The organism is Paenibacillus terrae (genome assembly GCF_005217525.1).
In the GTDB taxonomy this organism is placed as follows: Bacteria; Bacillota; Bacilli; order Paenibacillales; family Paenibacillaceae; genus Paenibacillus; species Paenibacillus terrae_C.
This window is the reverse complement of sequence record NZ_PNXQ01000005.1, coordinates 507,497-528,391: the sequence shown is the minus strand read 5'-3', so window position 1 is coordinate 528,391 and position 20,895 is coordinate 507,497. Positions and strand designations below refer to the sequence as shown.

Below are 20,895 nucleotides of genomic sequence, written 5' to 3'. Positions count from 1 at the left end.
AGCTTTTTAAGTTGTGAGCTATGAGGTTAGCCTATGTTTATACGTTCAGGATTCCTTCTTTTGGAATAACGTTAAAGGCTTTAGCCAGATCCGCCAATTCCTGATCCGTAATCCGCTGCTGGATATCATGCTTAGCAATGAGCATATAAATTTGCGCCGCTTTTTCAATCGTCTCAATCAGGCCAAACGCTTCATCAATGGAGCTGCCTGTTCCGAAAATACCGTGATGAGGCCATAATACGGCGTGATGATCCTTCATTTTTTTGGCCGTTTCGCGGCCGATTTCGCTTGAGCCCGGTACCATCCAAGGGATTACGCCGATACCGTCTGGGAAGACGACAATACATTCGGTACACATTTCCCACAGTGTTTTGGTGAACTGGTTTTCGTCCAGACTATGAATGAAGGTCATGGCAATGACATGGGTGGCATGATTATGAATCACAACACGATGGTTAGGATCAACCTTCAAGCGCTCAATGTGGCTCATAAAATGAGACGGCAATTCGCTGGTAGGTACTGCATCATGCTTGAGGCCCCACAAGACTTCCAATTGCTCGCCATCCTGCGAGACACGAAGGACGCCTAAATTGGCTTCAGGATCGGCAAGGACGTTCTTGAAATATTTGCCTGATCCAGTGACGATAAAGTATTTGCCTGCCAGCTCATTCACAGGAAAAGCAGGTTTGATTGTACGAATAGCATGATGAATATCAAGATATTTGGCTACCTCTGCTTCATCCAGAATATAACTGACATTCCCTCCGTTACGCTCATCCCAGCCGAATTTCCACATGTTTTGCGTAATTTCCGCCATCTCGCGGACGAATGGGATATCCAGTTCCGATTTCCGTTCTTTATGATTCTCCAACACTGTAGTCATGGGTGATCTCTCCCTTTGGATGATTTAAACATTCAAGCTTATACATGCGGTAGTTACCGTTTCAGCAGTACCTGTTGTTCATAGTTTTTCGCTTCGGCCAGCCATTCTTCACGAACGGGGACACCGTTTTGAGCGCAATAGTAATCCCAGATGGCCCCGAACGGATACGATTTAAATTCTTCGACCAGGGCAAGACGAGTGGTAAAGTCCCGTTCCTCTTCAGCCTGCTTCAATGCTTCAATCGGTTCCAGCATAGCGCGAAGCAGCGCTTTGATCGTGTTGCGTGTTCCGATGACCCATGCAGCTACATGATTGATGCTACCGTCAAAGAAATCAAGGCCGATATGGGTTCGGGAAAGCAATTCTCCGCGAACCAGCTCACGAGCAATGTCGAGTAATTCGTCGTCCATGGTCACCACATGATCGCTGTCCCAGCGGACGGGTCTGCTGACGTGGAGCAATAATTGATTGGTGAACATCAGCACGGAAGACAGTTTATTTGAAATGACTTCAGTCGGATGGAAGTGACCGGAATCGAGACAAATGGATTTACCCCGCGTCAGCGCATAACCCATATAGAATTCATGCGAGCCGACGACATAGCTTTCCGAACCGATGCCGAATAGCTTGCTTTCAACTGCGTCTATGTTGTATTCTTCACTGATTTTTTCACTGAAAATCTCGTCCAGAGAATCTCTAAGGCGTTCTCTTGGAGCCAAGCGGTCAACGGGGGTATCCTTGTAACCATCCGGCATCCAGTGGTTGGTAACACATGGCTGACCAAGCTCTTTTCCAAAATACTCTGCAATCCTGCGTGATTTTTTACAGTGTGTGATCCAGAAATTGCGAATTTCAGGGTCCTTGTGGCTCAGCGTGAAGCCGTCTTCCGCTTTGGGATGGGAGAACAAGGTGGGGTTAAAATCAAGCCCCAATCCCTGCTGTTTGGCCCAGTCTACCCAGTTCTGAAAATGGCGCGGCTCCAATTGATCCAGATCCACTTGTTCTGTGGTATCCGCATAGATTGCATGCAGATTGACCTTGTGTTGACCCGGAATGAGCGACAGTGCTTTCTCTAAATCCTGACGTAATTCATCCGGTGTACCTGCTCTGCCCAGGTAGCTGCCTGTTACAGCAATGCCCCCGCTAAGCTGTTTGTCTTTGAACAGGAACCCCTGAACATCATCTCCCTGCCAGCAGTGTAATGATATTTTGATCTCTGAAAGCTTCTGTAAAACGTCATCCACCTGAATACCGTGGCGGGCATACAGCTTTTTCGCTTCGTTATAACTGGCTTCAATGGCTTGATTCATGGGTTTACTCCTTTATCGAGATATCTGAATAGAGGACGCTGTTTGCTTCCTGAGATTTTCCCAGCGATCCAGAACTTCTCCCAGTCCATCCACTGTCCTCGGCTGATATAACTGAGTCGGGAAGGATTGGGCAATGACGCTGCCAGCAGCCTGGAGATCCTCAAGAGCACCCGTGCTGATGAGCTGTACGACAATATTACCGATGGCCGTAGATTCGGAAGGTCCAGCGTGAACCTCAATCCCCAAAAGATCGGCTGTTAGCTGACATAATAACTCGTTGTTAGCGCCTCCGCCGACAATGTGCAATTGGGTAACCGTTTCGTTTGTTAAACGCTGTAGCTCATGTAAGGCATCCCGGTAGCTCAAGGCCAGGCTGTCGAAAATACAGCGGGCGAGCGAACCTGGTGTCCGGGGAACGTGTTGCCCCGTTTCCTCGCAGAATCGTTGAATTTCAAGAGTCATGCTATCCGGGTTTAAAAATGCGGGCAGGTTGCAGAGAACGAGACTGGCAAACGGCATTTCTGCCGAAGCCAGTTGGGCCAATTCGGCAAAGCTAAGAGCGGAACCGCCCTCTCTTCTTACCTCCTGAATCATCCATAGGCCCATAATGTTTTTCAGAAAACGGTACGTATCGTAAGCTCCCCACTCATTGGTGTAGTTCGCCTGCATGGCTGCCTTGGTATTCAAGGCTTGTTGCCGCTCCATACCCAGAAGTGACCACGTTCCGCTGCTAATATAGGCCCACGATTCTTCCCGCTTCGACGGAACACCCGCCACAGCTGAGGCTGTATCGTGTGTAGGCACGACGATGAGTTGGCAGTCTGGAAGATCGTACTGCTGAACAAGCTCCGGTAAAATTGCACCCAGAGTCTGACCAGGCTCGGTAAGCGCTGCAAATTGATTACGGCGAAGCTGGAGCAGGGCCAATAGTTCTTCATCCAACTCCCGGGTTTTCACATTTAAAAGCTGCATGGTAGATGCATTTGTCGTTTCGTTCATCATGATGCCTGTAAGGCGGTAGTACAGATAATCGGGAACCATCAGTATTTTATCCGCTTGGGCAAGCTGCTCCCGACCATGGACGAACAGTTGATACAGCGTGTTAAAGTTCAGCTCCTGAATGCCTGTCTTCTCATATACATCTTCTCTGCTTATGAGCCGGTGCAGCCTTTCAGGTGCATGAAGAGTTCGTGCATCGCGATAGGCGTATATATCATGAATGCGACGGCCTTCCTGATCCAGCAGGACGTAATCTACAGCCCATGTATCTATGCCAAGCGTGCAGGAATGAATCCCCTTCTGTTTGGCTTTTTGCAGTCCTTTTATGATCTCGTCAAACAGATCATCGACATTCCAGTAATCATGTCCGTCCCTTTCCGTAAAGGAGTTGCCGAACCTGTGAAGCTCTTCCAAGTGAAGCTGGCCACCTTGCAGGGTTGCACTTACGAGTCTTCCGCTTGAAGCCCCAATATCAACAGCAAGATAGTTATCCATATAAAATCTCCTTACGCGGGTGAAGTCATGGCAGTTGAAGCTCCTGCCTCTTTATATCTTATATAATTCAATACTACTTCCGTTTTTCTGTGTAGTCAACATAAACGGAAGTTAAATATATGGTTTTATTTTTGTTTTTCAAATTATAAATAAAATATAATATTGTTTGTGTGGTTTTATGTGCATTAATATCCGTTTTCTACAATATTTGTGCCTTAATCGGAGGGGGACGATGTTTTGTAATGTTCGAATTGTGGAATGTTCTTCAAGTGCCGCTGTCTGTATGAAAAATAGTCTTGAAACCGCCCGCCAGAGGGTGTAGTATACAAGGTATCAATTTCATATGACTCGTATAATATTGGGGATATGGCCCAAAAGTTTCTACCGGACGACCACAGTAATCGTCCGACTATGAGTGATAGCGCATCGGCTTCGGATGAATGCGGCATTTATTTGTGCGCTCATCCGTCAGGGACTACAACCCCAGGGACAGGCTTCACTTGAGAAACAACTCAAGAGAGCCTGTCCTTTTTTGGTTTTGGCAGGTTTATTTTATAGTAAAGAAGGAGCGATACCCGCATCATGAAAGTTTTGGAGGAACGTATTCGTCAAGAGGGACAGATTTTATCCGACACGGTATTAAAGGTAGATTCATTTTTGAACCATCAGGTAGATACAGCATTGGCGCTGGAGATTGGTAAGGAGTTCGCACGTCTTTTCGGCGCTGCTCCCATTACAAAGGTGCTTACAATTGAAGCAAGCGGCATTCAGTTTGCCATGGCTACAGCCATTGCATTGGGTGTTCCGTTTATCTATGCGAAGAAAAAGAAGGCCATCACGCTGAACGAGCAGGTTTACTTCGCTGAGGTCCACTCGTTTACACGGCAGGAAACCTATCAGGTGAGTATTTCCCAAAAATATCTCGATGCCAGCGACCATGTGCTGATCGTGGATGATTTTCTGGCGACTGGCGCAGCATTGGTCGGACTTACGGATATTGTGAAGGAAGCAGGAGCGAAACTGGCCGGGGTCGGCTGCGTGATCGAAAAGAGCTTTCAGGAAGGCCGTGGACTGCTGGAACAAAGAGGCATTGCCGTACGCTCTCTTGCACGTATCGCTTCCATGGCACCGGGCGAGGTTCATTTTATAGAAGAAGCGGGTGCGGTGATTTCTTCTGTTAAGGAGAATGTGGGATGTTAAGCAAACAAAAGTTATTCGCACTGGGCTTCCAGCATGTGATGGCGATGTACGCTGGAGCGATTGCCGTACCTCTCATTGTAGGGGGAGCATTGCATCTGACACCAGCCCAGATGGCCTATCTGGTGGCTGCCGATTTGTTCACTTGCGGGATTGCTACGTTATTACAGATTATGGGCACGCGGTTTTTCGGCAGTAGATTGCCTGTCATTCTGGGCTGTACGTTTACGGCGGTGGGGCCAATTATTGCGATTGCGTCGACCTCGAATTTGGCGACCGCGTACGGAGCCATTATTTTATCCGGTATATTCGTGGTGCTCGCGGCACCGTTGTATGGCAAGCTGCTACGCTTTTTCCCGACGGTGGTTACGGGTTCGGTGGTTACGATTATCGGCCTGTCCCTCATTCCGGTGGCGATGAATAACGTAGCAGGGGGTCAGGGCAGCGCGGATTTTGGACAGCCGCGTAATTTGCTGCTGGCGTTAGTTACTTTGCTGGTTATTCTGCTCGTGAATCGGTTGGCCAAAGGCTTTTTGCGCTCGATTTCTGTGCTCATCGGTTTGTTTGCAGGCACGGTGGTTGCTTATGCAATGGGGATGGTGCATTTTGCTCCAGTGGCGCAAGCGTCTTGGGTGAGTATTGCGCAGCCGTTTTATTTTGGCAAGCCTGAGTTTAGCATTATGGCAGTATGTACGATGATTATCGTTAACATTGTCAGTATGGTCGAGTCTACGGGCGTTTACTTGGCGGTAGGCAAGGCGATTGATCAAAAGGTGGAGCAGAAGCAAATCGTCAATGGGCTGCGCTCTGAAGGACTTGCGATTATGCTCGGGGGTATTTTTAATGCGTTCCCTTACACGGCATTCTCGCAAAATGTAGGTCTGATCTCACTGACACGCGTCAAGTCGCGGAACGTTATTTTTGCTGCGGGTGGCATCATGGTCGTGCTGGGTCTGTTGCCCAAACTGGCTGCCTTAACGACAGTGATTCCTAATGCTGTGCTGGGCGGGGCGATGATCGTTATGTTCGGTTCGGTTGCTGCATCGGGCATGTCTATTTTGTCAGAAGTGGACTTGCGGAAGGAAAGTAATCTGCTGATCGCGGCATGCAGTATTGCGGTGGGCCTCGGCTCTGCCGTGCTGCCCCAAATGTTCGACCAACTGCCGAGCTTTGCCAAAATGCTGCTGCAAAATGGTATCGTATCCGGCTCCATTACGGCGATTGTCTTGAACATCGTTTTAACGAAAAAACAGGGCGAGTCAGTCAAAGGTGTGACGGTGGCGGAGGTTCCGCAAAAGGTTTAATGATTAGGGTTAGGTAAAGACAGCCGGAGAGAGGACGTAAGCCTCTTTTTCCGGCTTTTTGGCATGGGGTTATTCAGAATGATTTATTTGTTCAGCAGCATGAAGTTATTGATAAAACCCTCTTCCTGTATGAAGATTGGAGTTTGGATTTTTGATGTGAAATCATTAGAAACTTTACCTTCATAACAAATCGCTTACTTGAAATATTTGTAAATCCATAGATAGCATAAGTGGGCTTACAAACTATTGTTAGAGCGGTAGGAAGGGCATGGTATAAAAAATTCGGAACAAGCGAAAACCCACCGCGTAATTAGGTTGGCCCCTAACGGTGGGTTTCGTTTGCATTATCATTCAGTTATGCAGCGCGCCGTGGTGGTGATCCAAAGCCTTTCAAGTCCTAAGAGTCTTTGCCGTTGGTAGCGGCGAAGACTCTTTTTAGTATACGGAAACGGTGGTTATCTCTATACTTAATTTTATCACGTCCATTGCGTGCACGCAAAGCAAAGCCATAGCTTTGCTCCCCGCTGTATCATTAAAATTTGAATTATTATGCGACATTTGTTGACAAGCCTGTAACAACAAAATAAGATAGTTCTAAATCGTAATATAAACGAATAAAGGAAGAAAACAGGTGTGAGCCGGACTACTCTATGCACAGGGTTTCGTTGAGACTATGTAGATAGAGCGTGTTCACTTAAAAGGGAAGTTCGGTAGATTCCGACACGGACCCGCCACTGTATACAGGCATCAGCAGGGGTTTGCTGGAGCTTTCAGAACAGCCACTGGAACTGTGAGGAACCGGGAAGGCCTGAGAGATAAGCCTGAAGTCAGGAGACCTGCCTGTTTTAACATCACTGTCAGACCCACGGGATGCTGGGGAGGTGGTTGGGCGTGCTGCATACAGAATGTCTGAAACCGATCCGTTCCCTTCTATGCTTGAGGGGTGGCTTTGAGGTGAGCTTTGGCATTTGATAATGAAAGCATTTCTGACTGCTGATCAAGCGGTCGGGGATGCTTTTTTTGCGCTAGGTATTTGTGAATGACAAGATATTTGCGAATGACAAGACAGAGGGGGATAAATAAGATGATAAGCAATCGTAAAAAGCCTTCATGGTTCGTAGGTACAGGGGTGCTGCTGCTACTGGCAGTTATGGCTCTGGCGGGATGCTCCACAACCAATAAAACGGTGGAAAGCTCTGGTAAGGGTGAGAATACATCGACACAACAAGCCAAAACGGACAAAAAGCTGGTGATGGCGTATACGTGGAAGCCGTCAGGTGTTGACCCGCATGGCGATAATAGCTGGGATGTTATGCGTTCTGGTGCAGGCGAGACACTTATCCGTTTGAATGAAAAGCTGGAGCCAGTGGCTTGGCTGGCCAAGGAATGGAAGCAGGACAGTCCCACAGTTTGGACGTTCAGCTTGCGGGATAAGGTCACCTTTCATGATGGAAAGAGTATGGATGCGGAAAAAGTAAAAGCTTCTCTGCTGCGATCCATCGAGAAAAGCCATCTGGCAAAGGATTTGCTGAACGTGAAGTCCATTGATGTAGCTGGTCCGCTGGCGTTGAAAATCACGACAAACCAGCCGAATGCAGCGCTGGTATCCAATCTGGCTGATCCATCCACGATTGTACTGGATGTAGCGTCCATGAAGGATGAGCAGAGCTACCCTGCGATGACAGGTGTTTTTAAAATTAAAGCGTTCAACAAGGATCAATCACTGGTCGTAGAACGTTATGACGGATATTGGGGCGAGAAGGCCCGGCTGGCTGAAGCAACGATGAAGTTCATCACGGATGGCAATTCGCGCCTGCTGGCGCTGCAATCCGGCGAAGTAGATGTAGCGACCGATATTCCGGTGGATAACGCGGAGGTATTGAAAAAGAACGATAAGCTGCAAGTGCTGTCGGCTCCCTCTTTGCGCACCCATATGATCGTGTATAACATGGAGTCGCCTGTGTTCAAGGATGCCGTTAACCGCAAAGTAGTGGACAGCCTGATACCGCGTGCATCCATTGTGAGTGCGATCATGAGAGGCTATGGTACGGAGGCAAGCAGCCCATTCCCGAGCATTCTCCCCTTCGGCAAGGTGGAACGTAAAGCGCTGGACGGAACGGCGGAGCAGTTGTTGACAAAAGACGGCTGGCAAAAGGATGCCCAAGGTACATGGACCAAGCAAGGCAAGCCGTTCGAGGTTACATTGCTGACCTTCCCTCAGCGTCCAGAGCTTTCGGTCATGGCTGAGGTGATTCAGAGCCAGCTGCTGAAAGAGGGCATCCAGGTGAAGATCCGCAAGGTAGAAAATATCGACGAGACGCTGACCAAAAACGATTGGGATTTTGCCATGTACAGTATGCTGACTGCCCATACGGGGGAGCCGCAATATTTTATGGACATGTTTTATTCCTCTAAAAGCGAAGCCAATGTAAGCCGTTATAGTTCCAAACCGCTGGAGAACCTTCTTGGCAGCTTGAAGCTGGCGAAGGATACAGCACAGCGTAATGCCGTGACATTGCAAGCGCTGGATATCATTAATACCGATTTGCCGCAGTCGTTTATTGTTCACCCTGATAATGTATTTGGGGCGAAAAAAGGGGTAGAGGGCTTTACGCCGCACCCGATTGAGTATTACTACATTACGGCGCAATCCGATATTGCGGAATAACGGGCTGCATACCCTATGATTCGTTTTATTCTGGAACGTGTGGCGCAGTTGATCATCATTGTGTTCGTTGTATCCACGCTGACGTTTGTGCTGATGAGGCTGGCTCCCGGCGACCCTGCTACCATTCTGCTCACCGCGCATAATGTGCCTGCCTCTGAGGAGGCGTTGACGGCGCTGCGTAAGGAGTTGGGCTTGAGCGAGCCGCTCCATATTCAGTATGTGAACTGGCTGCGGGATGTGTTCACAGGGCACTGGGGCACCTCCTATGTATCCAAGGAGTCGGTGCTAACCGAACTGTGGAACAGACTGCCTGCTACTGTGGAACTGGCTTCGGCGGGCTTTGCCGTCATGACGTTGCTGACTCTTGGGATGGGGCTGGCTGCCTCGGTAAAATCCAGCGGTTGGCTGGATCGTCTGGGAAGGCTGTTTGCGCTGCTGGGATCGTCCATTCCTTCTTTTTGGCTAGGCTTTCTGCTGATTTACCTGTTCTCTGTCCGTTTGGGCTGGCTCCCATCCATGGGACGGGAGGATTGGACTCATTTGGTGCTGCCAGCGCTGACCCTTGGGGCAGGCTTGGGAGCAGTACAAGCCCGTGTACTGCGTGCCCAAATGCTGGAGCTGGGTGACCGGAATTTTGTGAAGGCGGCGAAGGCCAGAGGCTTTTCTCGCACCCATATTCTATTTTTTGAGATATTCAAGCATGCGATTTTGCCAATTATCACGCTGTTAGGCACGAATCTGTCTTTTATGCTGGCGGGCAATGTTATCGTAGAGACGATTTTTTCATGGCCGGGCTTGGGCAAGTATTTTATAGATGCGATTACGCAGCGGGATTATCCGGTGATTCAGGGGTATGTTATTTTTGCTGCATTTTTAATCGTAGGTGTTCAGTGTTTGGTAGATGTGGTCCAGGCTGCTGTAGATCCCAGGCTGCGTTTGCATTAGGGGAGGAAGTTGAAAATGAAAAACATGCGGCTGTCCTTCCAAGGGAGCTTACTGACAGGAGGAGTGCTGCTGGGCCTGATCGGACTGCTCGGGCTTCTGGCTCCATGGGTTGCCCCTCATGATCCTCTCAATGTCGATCTCCTGAAGCGTCTGGAGCCGCCCAGCCGAGAATATCCTATGGGTACCGACCATTTGGGGCGGGATGTGCTGTCGCGGCTGATTTACGGGATTCGGACAAGCGTATTGATTGCCTGTACGATTACAGCGGCTACGCTGTGCATCAGTTTGCCGATAGGCTTGCTCATTGGCTATGTGCGCGGGCGTGTGGACCAGTTAGTCATGCGGGTCATTGACGGCGTGCTAGCTTTTCCCGATATCATTTTGACGGTGGCGATTGTGGGTATCCTGGGTCCGGGCTTTGTAAACATGACCTTAGCGATTATTGCGGTACGGTGGGCCGGGTATGTTCGGTATATTCGCACCCTTGTTCAAAAAGCCTGTCAGGAGGACTATGTCCGATATGCCCGTTTATCCGGTAATTCACATGTGCGCGTGCTGCGACGTTATGTATTGCCACAAGTGCTGCCACAACTGCTTGTGTATGCGGTCTGGGACATCGGGCGAGTGGTGCTTATGGTTGCCGGACTTTCCTTCCTTGGGCTGGGTGTACAGCCGCCTAAGCCGGAATGGGGCGTGATGCTGCATGATGCAACCTCGTATTTTCAGGTGGCGCCGCATGTCATGATTTTTCCGGGTTTGGCGATTATGCTGTTTGTGCTTGCGTGCCAGCTTCTCGGTGACCGTTTTTCGGAAAAGGGGGCGGCAGAATGAAGGATGGGACAGGACATATGAAAGGGAATATGGCAGGGCGCAAGCCAATGTTGCACGTGGAACATCTGGAGATATGCCGCGTAGGCACAGGAGCGGGTACACGTATTGGCGCAGCAGCAGGTGGGAAGCCGGGTGCGAATGGGAAAATAATACGGATAAGCGACAACCAACCGCTGCTCCGGGATGTCAGCTTTTCTGTGTATCCAGGGGAAATTGTGGCTTTGACTGGGCCGAGTGGATGCGGCAAGAGTCTGACCGCGCACGCAATCTCGGGTATGCTGGGGGCGGGAATCGGCGTGACCCAGGGGCATATGTACTATAACGGGGAGGACATCGTCCCGTTCAACGAACGACGCTGGGAAAGGCTGCGCCGTGAGGACATTGCCCTGCTCATTCAACAATCGCTGAGCGGGTTGAATCCGATCCGTACCGTCCGTGCCCAACTGACGGACACGCTTAGACTGCACGGGCGGCGCTGGATACCGTCCGTGCAGAAGGGGCATGCGGATGCCGCTCCCTCCCTTGCTGTACCGCAGCAAGCCGCCCCACAGGGCGTGCTGCCCCGGATGCGGCAGATGCTGAGCGGGATTGCACAGATGGCTGGAGGCTACGCTACTCAAGCGCAGGAGGCTTATCTGTGCTCTTTATTAAGCAAGGTCGGGTTTGCAGACCCTGAGCATATTTTATCCTCGTACCCTTTTGAATTAAGCGGAGGGATGTGTCAAAGGGTATTGCTGGCCGCGATGCTAAGCTCCGGTCCGCGCCTTTTTATTGCTGATGAGCCTACGACGGCGCTGGATGTTATCAACCGGGACAAGGTTCTGGCATTGTTCCAGCAGTTGAGAGAGGACTTGGATCTTACCATTTTGCTGATTTCCCACGATCGTCAGGGTGTAAGCCGTGTTGCGGATCGTGTGCTGGAGATGAGCCCGGAAGGAAGGATGCACGAATGATACTGGAATTAAAGCAAGTGACCAAAGTCTTTCCTGTCCGCAGACGGAGAAAAGGCTGGTTCAACAAGCAAGATAGTGAGCAGGCAGCTGTGAAGCAGGTGAGTCTGGAGTTGCAACGGGGAGAATGCCTCGGACTGGTTGGCGAAAGCGGAAGCGGCAAAAGTACGCTGGCACAATGTATCCTAAGGTTGGAGGCGTTAACCTCGGGTGAGATTTGGCTGGATGACCAGCCCATTCACACCGGAAGGATGAAGGATATCCATCTGTACAAGCGAATCCAGTTGGTCACGCAGGACTCGTCTTCCTCGCTGCATCCCCGAATGATGATCCGAGATATTTTGGAGGAACCGATTTGTAACTATTTTCCCGAACGAAAAGCGCAAGCGCTGGAGATCTGTCTGTCCCTGCTGAAATCGGTGGGGCTGGAGGCTGACTGTCTGGAGAAATACCCATCACAGCTAAGCGGCGGACAAAAGCAGCGGGTATGCATCGCCCGTGCGCTGGCAGTGAAGCCGGAAATCATCTTGTTCGACGAATCCGTCGCCAATCTCGATATGGTAACGCAATCTTCTGTGCTGGACATGCTCAAAAGAGTGCAGGTGGAGCGCCAGCTATCCTATCTGTTTATCACCCATGATCTTCAATCCACCCGCACGTTTTGCGATCGGATTGCCGTCATGTATCAGGGGGAGATCGTGGAGATATTTCAGGAGTGGGATGAAAACCTGTTACGGCATGAATACACCCGTACCCTTTTTCAAACGTTGACGGAATGAGCCATACCTCTCATATTCTACAAATTTAAAATAAAAACGAGCTTTCTTTTTCGAATTTTGTTGACAAAATAGGATGTGATACCTATTCTAAATATGATTATGATAATCATTATCACGTACATAGAAAAGGGGAAAACCATTGATGTCCGTTCGACAACGCAAGACTGCCACCCTTATGTTGGTGACGCTCCTCTTATTATCCGTTATTTTGGGCTGCGCGAAGCAGGAGAATACACCTGAATCCACCTCAACTGACGGAGCTGCCAATGAAAAGTCGATCACGCTATCATGGCCGCGCGACATTGGTACGATGAATCCTCACGTATACAATCCTTCCCAACTTTTTGCACAATCCATGATTTATGAGCCGTTAGTCAGTTACAAGCAAGGAGGCAAGCTGGAGCCTGCTTTGGCTGAATCCTGGACCATATCCAAGGACGGCAAAATATATACGTTCAAGCTGCGCAAGGGCGTGAAATTTTCTGACGGAACACCTTTTAACGCGGCTATTGTTAAAAAGAATTTTGACGCTGTTATGAAAAATGAGAAAACGCACAGTTGGCTTGGTGTGGTGGGCGTGCTCGACAAAACCGAAGCCGTAGATGACAGCACCTTCCGAATGACGCTTAAGGAGTCATACTATCCGGTGCTACAGGATTTGTCTGTTGTTCGTCCGTTCCGTTTTCTGGGTGAAGCCGGGTTTCCGGACGATGGAGATACGTCCAAAGGCATCAAGAAGCCTGTAGGTACAGGGCCTTGGATGCTGGATGAATACAAGCAAGATGAATATGCAACCTTTAAGCGTAACCCGAATTATTGGGGTACTGCACCAAAGGTAGATAAAATTATCGTAAAAATCATTCCCGATGGGGAAACACGTGTAATGGCCTTTGAGAAAGGCGATCTGGACCTGATTTACGGAGAGGGCGTCATTAGTCTGGATGCTTTCAAGCAGCTTCGCGACACAGATAAGTATGTGACCAAGCTGTCCGAGCCTGTCGGTACAAGAAGCCTGTTGCTCAATTCGTCCAATCCCAAGCTGGCGGACCTTCGGGTACGTCTGGCGCTCCAGCATGGTTTTAACAAGCAGGCGATGGTGGAGGGCGTGACCTCGGGGCTGGAGGAAAAAGCGGATACTGTCTTATCCAAAAACTATCCGTATACCAATGTGGACTTACAGTCCGTTGACTATGATGTGGAAAAATCCAAAGCGCTGCTGGATGAGGCTGGCTGGAAGCTGCCCGCAGGTGGTTCGGTACGAGAGAAGGACGGACAACAGCTGGACTTTGAGCTGATTTTTGATAAAACCGATCCGATCCAAAAGGCGATGGCTGAAACCATTCAGGCGGAATGGGGAGAGCTGGGTGTCAAGGTGAACCTGACCGGGCTGGAGTTGACGGTTCAAATCAAACGCCTTAGATCCAATCAGTTTGATCTGTACTTCTGGTACAACTATGGTGCGCCTTATGATCCGCATTCCTTTATTAACGTCATTGCCAAGAAGAGCTTCGGGATTTCCGAAACACTGAGCGCACTCCCGATGAAGAAGGATCTGGATCAGCAGGTACACGAAGCGCTCTCATCGACTGATGAAACCAAGCGTCAAGAGCTGTATGCTTCGATTCTGACGACCCTTCAGGAGCAATCTGCCATTGTGCCTATTTCGTATATTAAGAAAACCGCAGTATATCAGAAAAAGATTACGAATTTTGTATTCCCGGCCAATCGTGATGAAAATCCGTTTGAGGGAATTGAAATCGGGAAGTAGTTGAAACCGAAGGGGAACGATAGCTTACAGGATAGGAGGACAACTCATGATCAGCTATATCGGGAAGCGAATGGTAGCGGTCATTCCTATTGTTCTCTTTGCCACCCTCGTTACCTTTGCGCTCATTCATATTTCACCAGTTGACCCCGCCGAGGCTTATTTGACGGCTGCTCATATCTATCCAACTCCTGAAATTCTGGAGCAGAAAAGACATGAATTCGGGCTGGATCAGCCTTTGCTGACGCAGTATATGCATACACTTCAAAGAATCAGTCGGCTGGACTTTGGTACTTCATATCTGACGAACAAGCCGGTGTGGGATGAGGTGAAGGCGCGGCTGCCTGCCACCGTCGAACTGGCGCTGAGCAGTATGGTGCTATCTATCGTGGTGAGTATCCCGCTGGGCATACTGGCGGCGATGCGTAAAAATGGCTGGATCGACATGCTTAGTCGGGGAATTTCCTACTTTGGAGCGTCTATTCCTCAATTCTGGCTGGGATATCTGCTGATCTTCTTTTTCTCCGTGAGGCTGGATTGGCTACCTGTAGAGGGGCGGGGGACATGGCAGCATCTGGTGCTGCCTACGTTGACCCTGTCGCTGGTTCTGATTGCTCTATATACGCGCCTGCTGCGCTCCAGTGTATTGGAGCAGCTTCAGGAAACGTATGTGCAGTATGCCAGAACCAGAGGGATTCGTGAACGGGTGATCATGCTCAAGCATGTGCTCAAAATTGCCATTGCCCCGCTGATTACGGGTATGGGCATGAATCTGGGCAAGCTGCTGACCGGAACGATTATTGTCGAGCAGGTGTTTTCATGGCCCGGGTTTGGCCGTTATTTTGTGGAAGCGATTTTTAACCGGGATATTCCCGTCATACAATGCTATGTGTTTTTGGCGGCATGCCTGTTCATCGTATGCAATTTGCTCGTTGATCTGGTGCATTTGTATATGGATCCCCGAATTTCATCGAAGGGACGAACAGAGCAGTGATGATAAGGTTGCGTACAATGTTCAAGGGTCAAAAGGTGATCGTGGTCTGCTCTGTAGTGCTTTTGATTCTTTTTATGATTATGGCGCTGGCCCCGTGGCTGGCTCCCCATGATCCGGTTAAAGTCAATTTACTGCATAAGCTGCAAGGCCCCTCGAAGGAATATTGGCTGGGAACCGATCATTTGGGTCGGGACAATCTGTCCCGGCTGCTGTATGGAGCGCGGATTTCGCTCGGTTTTGCGACATTAATTTTCTTGTCCTCGCTTAGTATCGGTGTTGTGATCGGATCGGTTGCAGGTTATTTGGGCGGCTGGGTCGATAGTGTGCTGATGCGGTTTTGCGAAGGCATTATGGCGTTCCCGAATCTGGTACTTGTGTTGGGTATTGTCGGTATTTTTGGGCCGGGTCTCATGCAGGTACTGCTCGCCTTGATGATGGTGCAGTGGGTGTATTATGCCAGAATGTGCCGCAATATGGTCGTCAGTCTGAAAGAGCGGAATTTTATAGCTGCCGCAAGGATTAGCGGGTCCTCCTCAGGAGCCATTATCCGGCGGCATATCATTCCGAATGTACTGCGGCCGATTGTGGTCATAGGTACGCTGGAAATGGGCTGGGCGATCATGGATATTTCGGCGTTGTCTTTCCTCGGTCTGGGCATCCAGCCGCCGACCCCCGAATGGGGAGCGATGATCCATGAAGGAACGGGATACATCCGCAGTCATCCGGAATTAATGATCTATCCAGGCGTCATGATTCTGGTGGTGGTAATGGCCTTCAATATATTGGGGGAGGCGCTGTCCGACCGATACGGAATTGCCAAACGTCAGTAAAAACAGGAGTGAGAACAACGATGGACGACGGGGCGAAGTCGAAGGTGCTGGAGGTCAGCGGCTTGCAGGTGAAGCTCAAAACCGATGCAGGGGCGGTGTCTCTGCTGGAGCCGATCCATTTTGAGCTGAAAAAGGGACAAGTTCTTGGTCTTGTCGGCGAGAGTGGAAGCGGCAAAACCGTAACCTGTAACGCGCTGCTCCAGTTGCTGGATCGCCAGACGATGGACGTGGAAGGCAGTGTCCGTCTGAACGGGCGCGAGCTGAATGGAATGGCTTCAGAAGAGATACGGCGTATTCGGGGCAAAGAAATCGCGTTTATTATGCAAAATCCAATGAGCGCCTTTACGCCGGTGTATACGATTGGGTCTCAGTTTATGGAAACGATCCGCACGCACACCGGATTGACCACACGACAGGCCCGCGACCTTGCCATATCGGCTTTGGAAAACATGAATCTGCCCAACCCGGCCAAGCTGATGAAGCGTTATTCATTTCAGCTCAGCGGAGGAATGCTGCAACGGGTCATGATTGCCATTTCTATGTGCCTGCGGCCAGCGGTGGTGATTGCAGATGAACCAACGACGGCGCTCGATGTCGTTAATCAGCTACAGGTGCTAAGAGAGCTGAATCGCTTGCGTACGGAATACGACACTTCCATTTTGCTGATCTCGCATGATCTGGGCGTCATATCCCAAATGGCGGATGAAGTGGCTGTCATGCAGCGGGGACGTATCGTTGAGCAGGCGGAGGTTCATCAGTTGTTCGATCAGCCACAGCATGATTATACGAAAATGCTGCTGCATGCCAGGCCCAAGTTGTCCCTACGGGGCGTGAATCGGGTAGGCGAGTAGTCGCCTGTGGACGGTTATACTTTCAAAAGGGGAGCGAATGCGCGTGCTACAAGTGAAGGAAGTAACTCATAGCTATGGAAGGCGCAAATGGTTGGGCCGCTCCAAACCACGCTCCCCTGTGCTGGCAGACATTTCGCTTACCATAGAGAGCGGATTTTGCCTGGGCTTGCTTGGAACCAGCGGAGCGGGTAAAAGCACGCTGGGCAAGGTCATTCTGGGGCTGGAGAAGCCGCAGGAGGGTCAGGTGCTGTTCCAGGGGCAGGACATTTATAATGGAAGCACACAAGCCCGCAGGGGGCTGCGACGGGATATGCAGGTCGTATTTCAGGACTGTTATTCGGCCGTAAATCCCCGGATGACCGCTGGACAGATTATCGGGGAGCCTCTGGACAATTACGAGCGGTTATCGGTGAAGGAGCAAAAGAGAACGGTCGAGCACCTGCTGGAGCGGGTCGGTCTCAAGCCGGAGGATCGGAATAAATATCCGCATCAGTTTAGCGGGGGACAATTGCAGCGAATCAACATTGCACGGGCGATTGCACTCAAGCCCAAGCTCATCGTGCTGGATGAGTCCGTCAGTAGCCTGGATATGGTTCACCAGATGCACATTTTATCCCTGCTAGGAGAGCTGAAATCCTTGTTTGGATTGTCGTATCTATTCATCACGCATGATATTCGGGCGGCTTACGCCGTCTGTGATGGCTTTGCTGTGATGGAGCAGGGGAGATTGATCGAGCGCTGTGACGAGAAGGACCAGATTTTTAAATCCGCTCATCCGGCTGTGCAACGGTTGATCTCGTCCATATTGCCGGAACATCCAGCAGACCGTCTTTCACTTCATGTATGAGAGTTGACCCGCAAGGGTCCTTTTTTTTGTGCAACATATAGATAAGTAATTGAAATCAAATTTACTTGTTGTATTATTTGAATAACCCGTTATAATATAAAATCATAGTAAATTACTTGGATTAAGAAGGGGTATCACATATGAAGAAATCTGCTTTTGTTGCAGCGATTGGCCTATCTCTTGTGTTACTGACCGGAGCTTTGAGCGGATGCTCCTCTAAGGAAGTGGCGTCGGGGGATAAGGTGATCTATGTTGGCACACAAAATGACTACCCGCCGTTTGCTTTTGTGAATGATAAAAATGAGCTGACCGGATACGATGTGGAGGTAATTAAGGAAATAGACAAGAAGCTGGACGGCTACAAGTTTGAGTTTGTACCTTCGGGCTGGGATGCGATATTCCTCGCGCTGGATTCGAACAAAATTCAGGTAGTGGCAGACGAGGTTGCCAAAAATCCCGAGCGCGAGCAAAAATATTTGTTCTCGGATGAATCCTACTTTCAGGCACAATCCGTCATTGTTGTGAAAAAAGGTAGAACCGATATTCATTCCCTCAAGGATTTGGAAGGCAAAAAGGTAGCCGCCTCGGTAGGCGATTCCTACACACAATTGCTGGAACAGTACAATGCGAAGAACGGCAACAAAATTATTTTGAAATACAATGATACAGGCACTTCGTCCGACAACCTTCAGGACGTGCAAAACGGCCGGGTGGATGCCTATGTGAATGATCCGGTGATGGTGGCGGCAACGATTAAGAAAGAAGATTTGCAGGTGGAAGCTGTGGGCGATCCGGTGCAAAGTGACAACATTAACCTGGTGTTCAAAAAGGATAAGCAGGGTGAAGAGCTGAAAGCTAAACTCGACCCGATTATTAAAGAGCTTAAAACGGACGGAACGCTGAAAAAGCTGTCTGAACAATGGACAGGCGGAGAATTTATTCCTCAGTAACAACAACGTAAAGGGTAGAGTGGGGTTCCTATGGAAAAGCTGTTTGACCTTGATTATATGCTGAAAAGTCTTCCCCAGATCGTGGAGTATCTCCCCGTCACACTGTGGATTGCATTATTGTCCATGCTGCTGGGCTCGATCATCGGGTTGGCTACGGCCTTAATTCGTATATACAAGGTGCCTGTATTGGCGCAATTGTCTACGCTGTATGTCTCGTACATTCGGGGAACGCCGCTCATCGTGCAGCTGTTCCTCGTATATTATGGAATACCTAAGTTTTTGTATTATTTTCAGAGCGAATATGGATTCTTGCAGCAATTCAATGTCTATGTGATTCCACCCGAGCTGTTCGCATTGCTGTCATTTTCGTTGAACCTCGGTGGGTATCTGTCGGAGACGTTCAGAGCGGCCATTCATTCAGTGGACCGGGGGCAGTTTGAGGCTGCTAATTCCATCGGGATGAGTCAAACGCAGATTATGCTCAAAATTGTGCTGCCACAGGCATTGACAGTGGCTTTGCCCAATTTGGGGAACACGCTGATTAGTACGGTGAAGGATACATCTTTTATCTTTATGATTGGTGTCGTCGATATGATGGGACAGGCCAAAATTATGGGAGCACGTGCGCTGGCCTTTTTTGAGGTATACGTTGCGGTGTCCCTGATCTACTGGCTGGTGTGCATCATTATTGAGCGTGGGCTTGTCGTGCTGGAGAAGCGTATTCGAATTTACGAAAGAAGTGAGTAAGGACATGATTCAACTTCATCAAATTCATAAGCACTTTGGACAGCATCATGTGTTGAAGGGTATAGACCTAACCGTAGGCAAAGGAGAAGTCGTGGTTATTCTGGGGCCTAGCGGATCGGGCAAGTCCACATTGTTGCGCAGCATTAATTTTTTGGAGCAGCCGACCAGCGGTGTCATTGAGATCGACGCTGTGAAGGTGGATGCAGCCAAGGCGGGGAAAAAGGACATTCTCGGACTGCGTACAGCAACAGCAATGGTATTTCAGCAATATCAACTGTTCAAAAACCTGAATGCCCTCCACAATGTCATGATCGGCCTGACCAGTGTCAAAAAGCTGGACCGCAAGCAGGCGAGGGAGATCAGTGAAGGCATTCTGGAAAAGGTAGGGTTGAAGGATCGCATGACCTACTACCCTGCCCAGCTTTCGGGTGGACAGCAGCAGCGTGTTGCGATTGCTCGCGCTTTGGCACTGAATCCGCAAGTGTTGCTGTTCGACGAACCAACGTCCTCACTCGACCCCGAACTGGTGGATGAAGTGCTGTCGGTCATTCAAAAGGTAGCGAGTGAAGGCAATACGATGATTATCGTCACGCATGAGCTTGGCTTTGCGAGGGATGTCGCGGATCGGGTCGTGCTGATGGAGCATGGCGTGATCGTGGAGCAAGGCCCGGTGGAGCAGTTTTTCACCAATCCGAAGGAAGAACGGACACGACAATTCCTGGGCAAAGCGTTGGTACAGAGAGCGCCACAGGAGCAACCGGTATCTTCGTAAAATACGTGGAACGGGGTACAACAAGGTTCGCCTCCATCGTACAAATCCACAACTTGTAGATTAAAGATGACTTCTACATGCTCTTGGTAGACGATCAGCTTTTCTACATAGCTGTCGATGAACTTCTTCTTGATCTCGGGAAGATTTTGGATGGAGATGTGGTCCTGAAAGCCAGAAAGCAGTTGTCGCAGACTTTCCTCTGTGATGGTTGCTTTTTCTTTTACATGCTGAACCTCAAAGATGACTGAGCCATCCGTGCTTGTACACATAGAGTCTGTAAAATAAATTGTGTACTCACCCACGCTTATTTCCAATTTCACTTAAATCAGTCTTGTGATTTTTTGTGAAGTACGTAATGTATAGAATGAAAAGTGTTGAAATGAATTCCGAGGGGGAGCTATGTATCAAAAGGGGGCAATATCGTGAGGCCATCGGAATCGGTCTGATTTTTTCACTTTCTATTGTGTTGTTCGTCGCTATTTATTCCCAAACGCTACCGAATCAGGACATACCGCCTGCGAAGCGGGGAGTGCTGGATTTGTCGAATTGGGATTTTCACAAGCAGGGATGGGTCAACCTAGATGGAGAGTGGGAATTTTATGAAGGTGAATTACTGGAGCCTGTCGATTTTCGCGAAGGGACGCGTGCGGAGGTCTCATATTTATCCGTACCTGGCACCTGGAAAGGAAAATCAGCGAATGGCGGTATGAACCGAACAGGGTACGGTACGTACCGGTTGAAAGTGCTGATTAAAGATACGGATGAAGTTTTAGGTTTA

At 49.5% G+C, this 20,895-nt stretch carries 18 protein-coding genes, 1 pseudogene and 2 riboswitches; of the genes and pseudogenes, 16 read left to right on the top strand and 3 right to left on the bottom strand.

The annotated features are described in order from the left end of the window. Positions 1 to 37: 37 nt before the first annotated feature. From rhaD to rhaB, 3 genes are read right to left on the bottom strand one after another with little or no spacing between them, the layout of a single operon-like run. A complete protein-coding gene (rhaD, locus tag C1I60_RS05580; RefSeq protein WP_137060839.1) occupies positions 38 to 883 on the bottom strand; it encodes a rhamnulose-1-phosphate aldolase in 846 nt (281 codons plus the stop codon). 53 nt (positions 884 to 936) lie between these two features. Further along, positions 937 to 2,193, bottom strand: coding sequence for an L-rhamnose isomerase (gene rhaA, locus C1I60_RS05575; protein ID WP_137060838.1), 1,257 nt, complete (start codon positions 2,191 to 2,193; stop codon positions 937 to 939). Positions 2,194 to 2,205: 12 nt separating this feature from the next. Continuing rightward, positions 2,206 to 3,687 carry a rhamnulokinase gene (gene rhaB, locus C1I60_RS05570; RefSeq protein WP_137060837.1) on the bottom strand — a complete coding sequence of 494 codons (1,482 nt, stop codon included), beginning with the start codon at positions 3,685 to 3,687 and terminating at the stop codon, positions 2,206 to 2,208. 328 nt (positions 3,688 to 4,015) lie between these two features. Then, a riboswitch (purine riboswitch) is annotated at positions 4,016 to 4,119 on the top strand. Positions 4,120 to 4,269: 150 nt separating this feature from the next. Between rhaB and C1I60_RS05565 the strand changes: the two genes are divergently transcribed. The 16 genes and pseudogenes from C1I60_RS05565 to C1I60_RS25275 form a co-directional block, all read left to right on the top strand. After that, entirely contained in the window at positions 4,270 to 4,887 is a 618-nt protein-coding gene (locus tag C1I60_RS05565; protein ID WP_137060836.1) for a xanthine phosphoribosyltransferase, read from the top strand. Continuing rightward, entirely contained in the window at positions 4,881 to 6,188 is a 1,308-nt protein-coding gene (locus C1I60_RS05560; RefSeq protein WP_137060835.1) for a nucleobase:cation symporter-2 family protein, read from the top strand. The genes C1I60_RS05565 and C1I60_RS05560 overlap by 7 nt, the downstream gene beginning before the upstream one ends. A gap of 664 nt (positions 6,189 to 6,852) precedes the next feature. Then, positions 6,853 to 7,046, top strand: a riboswitch (cobalamin riboswitch). A gap of 226 nt (positions 7,047 to 7,272) precedes the next feature. Then, positions 7,273 to 8,856, top strand: a complete 1,584-nt coding sequence (locus C1I60_RS05555; protein WP_137060834.1) for an ABC transporter substrate-binding protein — start codon at positions 7,273 to 7,275, stop codon at positions 8,854 to 8,856. A 15-nt stretch (positions 8,857 to 8,871) separates the two neighbouring features. Then, positions 8,872 to 9,801, top strand: coding sequence for a nickel ABC transporter permease (gene nikB, locus C1I60_RS05550; RefSeq protein WP_137060833.1), 930 nt, complete (start codon positions 8,872 to 8,874; stop codon positions 9,799 to 9,801). A 15-nt stretch (positions 9,802 to 9,816) separates the two neighbouring features. Then, complete coding sequence (gene nikC, locus C1I60_RS05545; RefSeq protein WP_137060832.1) at positions 9,817 to 10,632, top strand: nickel transporter permease; 816 nt, start codon at positions 9,817 to 9,819, stop codon at positions 10,630 to 10,632. Further along, the gene (locus C1I60_RS05540) at positions 10,629 to 11,585 is read left to right on the top strand and encodes an ATP-binding cassette domain-containing protein (protein WP_137060831.1); all 957 of its coding nucleotides are present in this window, start codon (positions 10,629 to 10,631) and stop codon (positions 11,583 to 11,585) included. The genes nikC (C1I60_RS05545) and C1I60_RS05540 overlap by 4 nt, the downstream gene beginning before the upstream one ends. After that, positions 11,582 to 12,361 carry an ABC transporter ATP-binding protein gene (locus C1I60_RS05535; protein WP_137060830.1) on the top strand — a complete coding sequence of 260 codons (780 nt, stop codon included), beginning with the start codon at positions 11,582 to 11,584 and terminating at the stop codon, positions 12,359 to 12,361. Before C1I60_RS05540 ends, C1I60_RS05535 begins: the two co-directional genes overlap by 4 nt. Before the next feature lie 142 nt (positions 12,362 to 12,503). Then, on the top strand, positions 12,504 to 14,129 hold the full coding sequence (nikA, locus tag C1I60_RS05530; RefSeq protein ID WP_137060829.1) for a nickel ABC transporter substrate-binding protein: 1,626 nt from the start codon (positions 12,504 to 12,506) through the stop codon (positions 14,127 to 14,129). A gap of 46 nt (positions 14,130 to 14,175) precedes the next feature. Further along, positions 14,176 to 15,120, top strand: a complete 945-nt coding sequence (gene nikB, locus C1I60_RS05525) for a nickel ABC transporter permease subunit NikB (protein ID WP_137060828.1) — start codon at positions 14,176 to 14,178, stop codon at positions 15,118 to 15,120. Further along, positions 15,120 to 15,950 (top strand): nickel ABC transporter permease subunit NikC, encoded by an 831-nt coding sequence (nikC, locus tag C1I60_RS05520; protein ID WP_137060827.1) that lies wholly within the window; start codon positions 15,120 to 15,122, stop codon positions 15,948 to 15,950. The genes nikB (C1I60_RS05525) and nikC (C1I60_RS05520) overlap by 1 nt, the downstream gene beginning before the upstream one ends. 20 nt (positions 15,951 to 15,970) lie before the next feature. Then, positions 15,971 to 16,801: a nickel import ATP-binding protein NikD gene (gene nikD / locus C1I60_RS05515; protein ID WP_137060826.1), complete on the top strand. Its 831-nt coding sequence runs from the start codon at positions 15,971 to 15,973 to the stop codon at positions 16,799 to 16,801. 37 nt (positions 16,802 to 16,838) lie between these two features. Next, complete coding sequence (gene nikE, locus C1I60_RS05510; protein ID WP_137060825.1) at positions 16,839 to 17,648, top strand: nickel import ATP-binding protein NikE; 810 nt, start codon at positions 16,839 to 16,841, stop codon at positions 17,646 to 17,648. Between the two features lie 140 nt (positions 17,649 to 17,788). Then, entirely contained in the window at positions 17,789 to 18,598 is an 810-nt protein-coding gene (locus C1I60_RS05505; RefSeq protein ID WP_137060824.1) for a transporter substrate-binding domain-containing protein, read from the top strand. 30 nt (positions 18,599 to 18,628) lie between these two features. After that, complete coding sequence (locus C1I60_RS05500) at positions 18,629 to 19,345, top strand: amino acid ABC transporter permease (protein WP_044646437.1); 717 nt, start codon at positions 18,629 to 18,631, stop codon at positions 19,343 to 19,345. A gap of 4 nt (positions 19,346 to 19,349) precedes the next feature. Continuing rightward, positions 19,350 to 20,117: an amino acid ABC transporter ATP-binding protein gene (locus C1I60_RS05495; protein WP_137061011.1), complete on the top strand. Its 768-nt coding sequence runs from the start codon at positions 19,350 to 19,352 to the stop codon at positions 20,115 to 20,117. Between the two features lie 364 nt (positions 20,118 to 20,481). Continuing rightward, positions 20,482 to 20,895: pseudogene (locus C1I60_RS25275) on the top strand (histidine kinase); the annotation flags it as partial.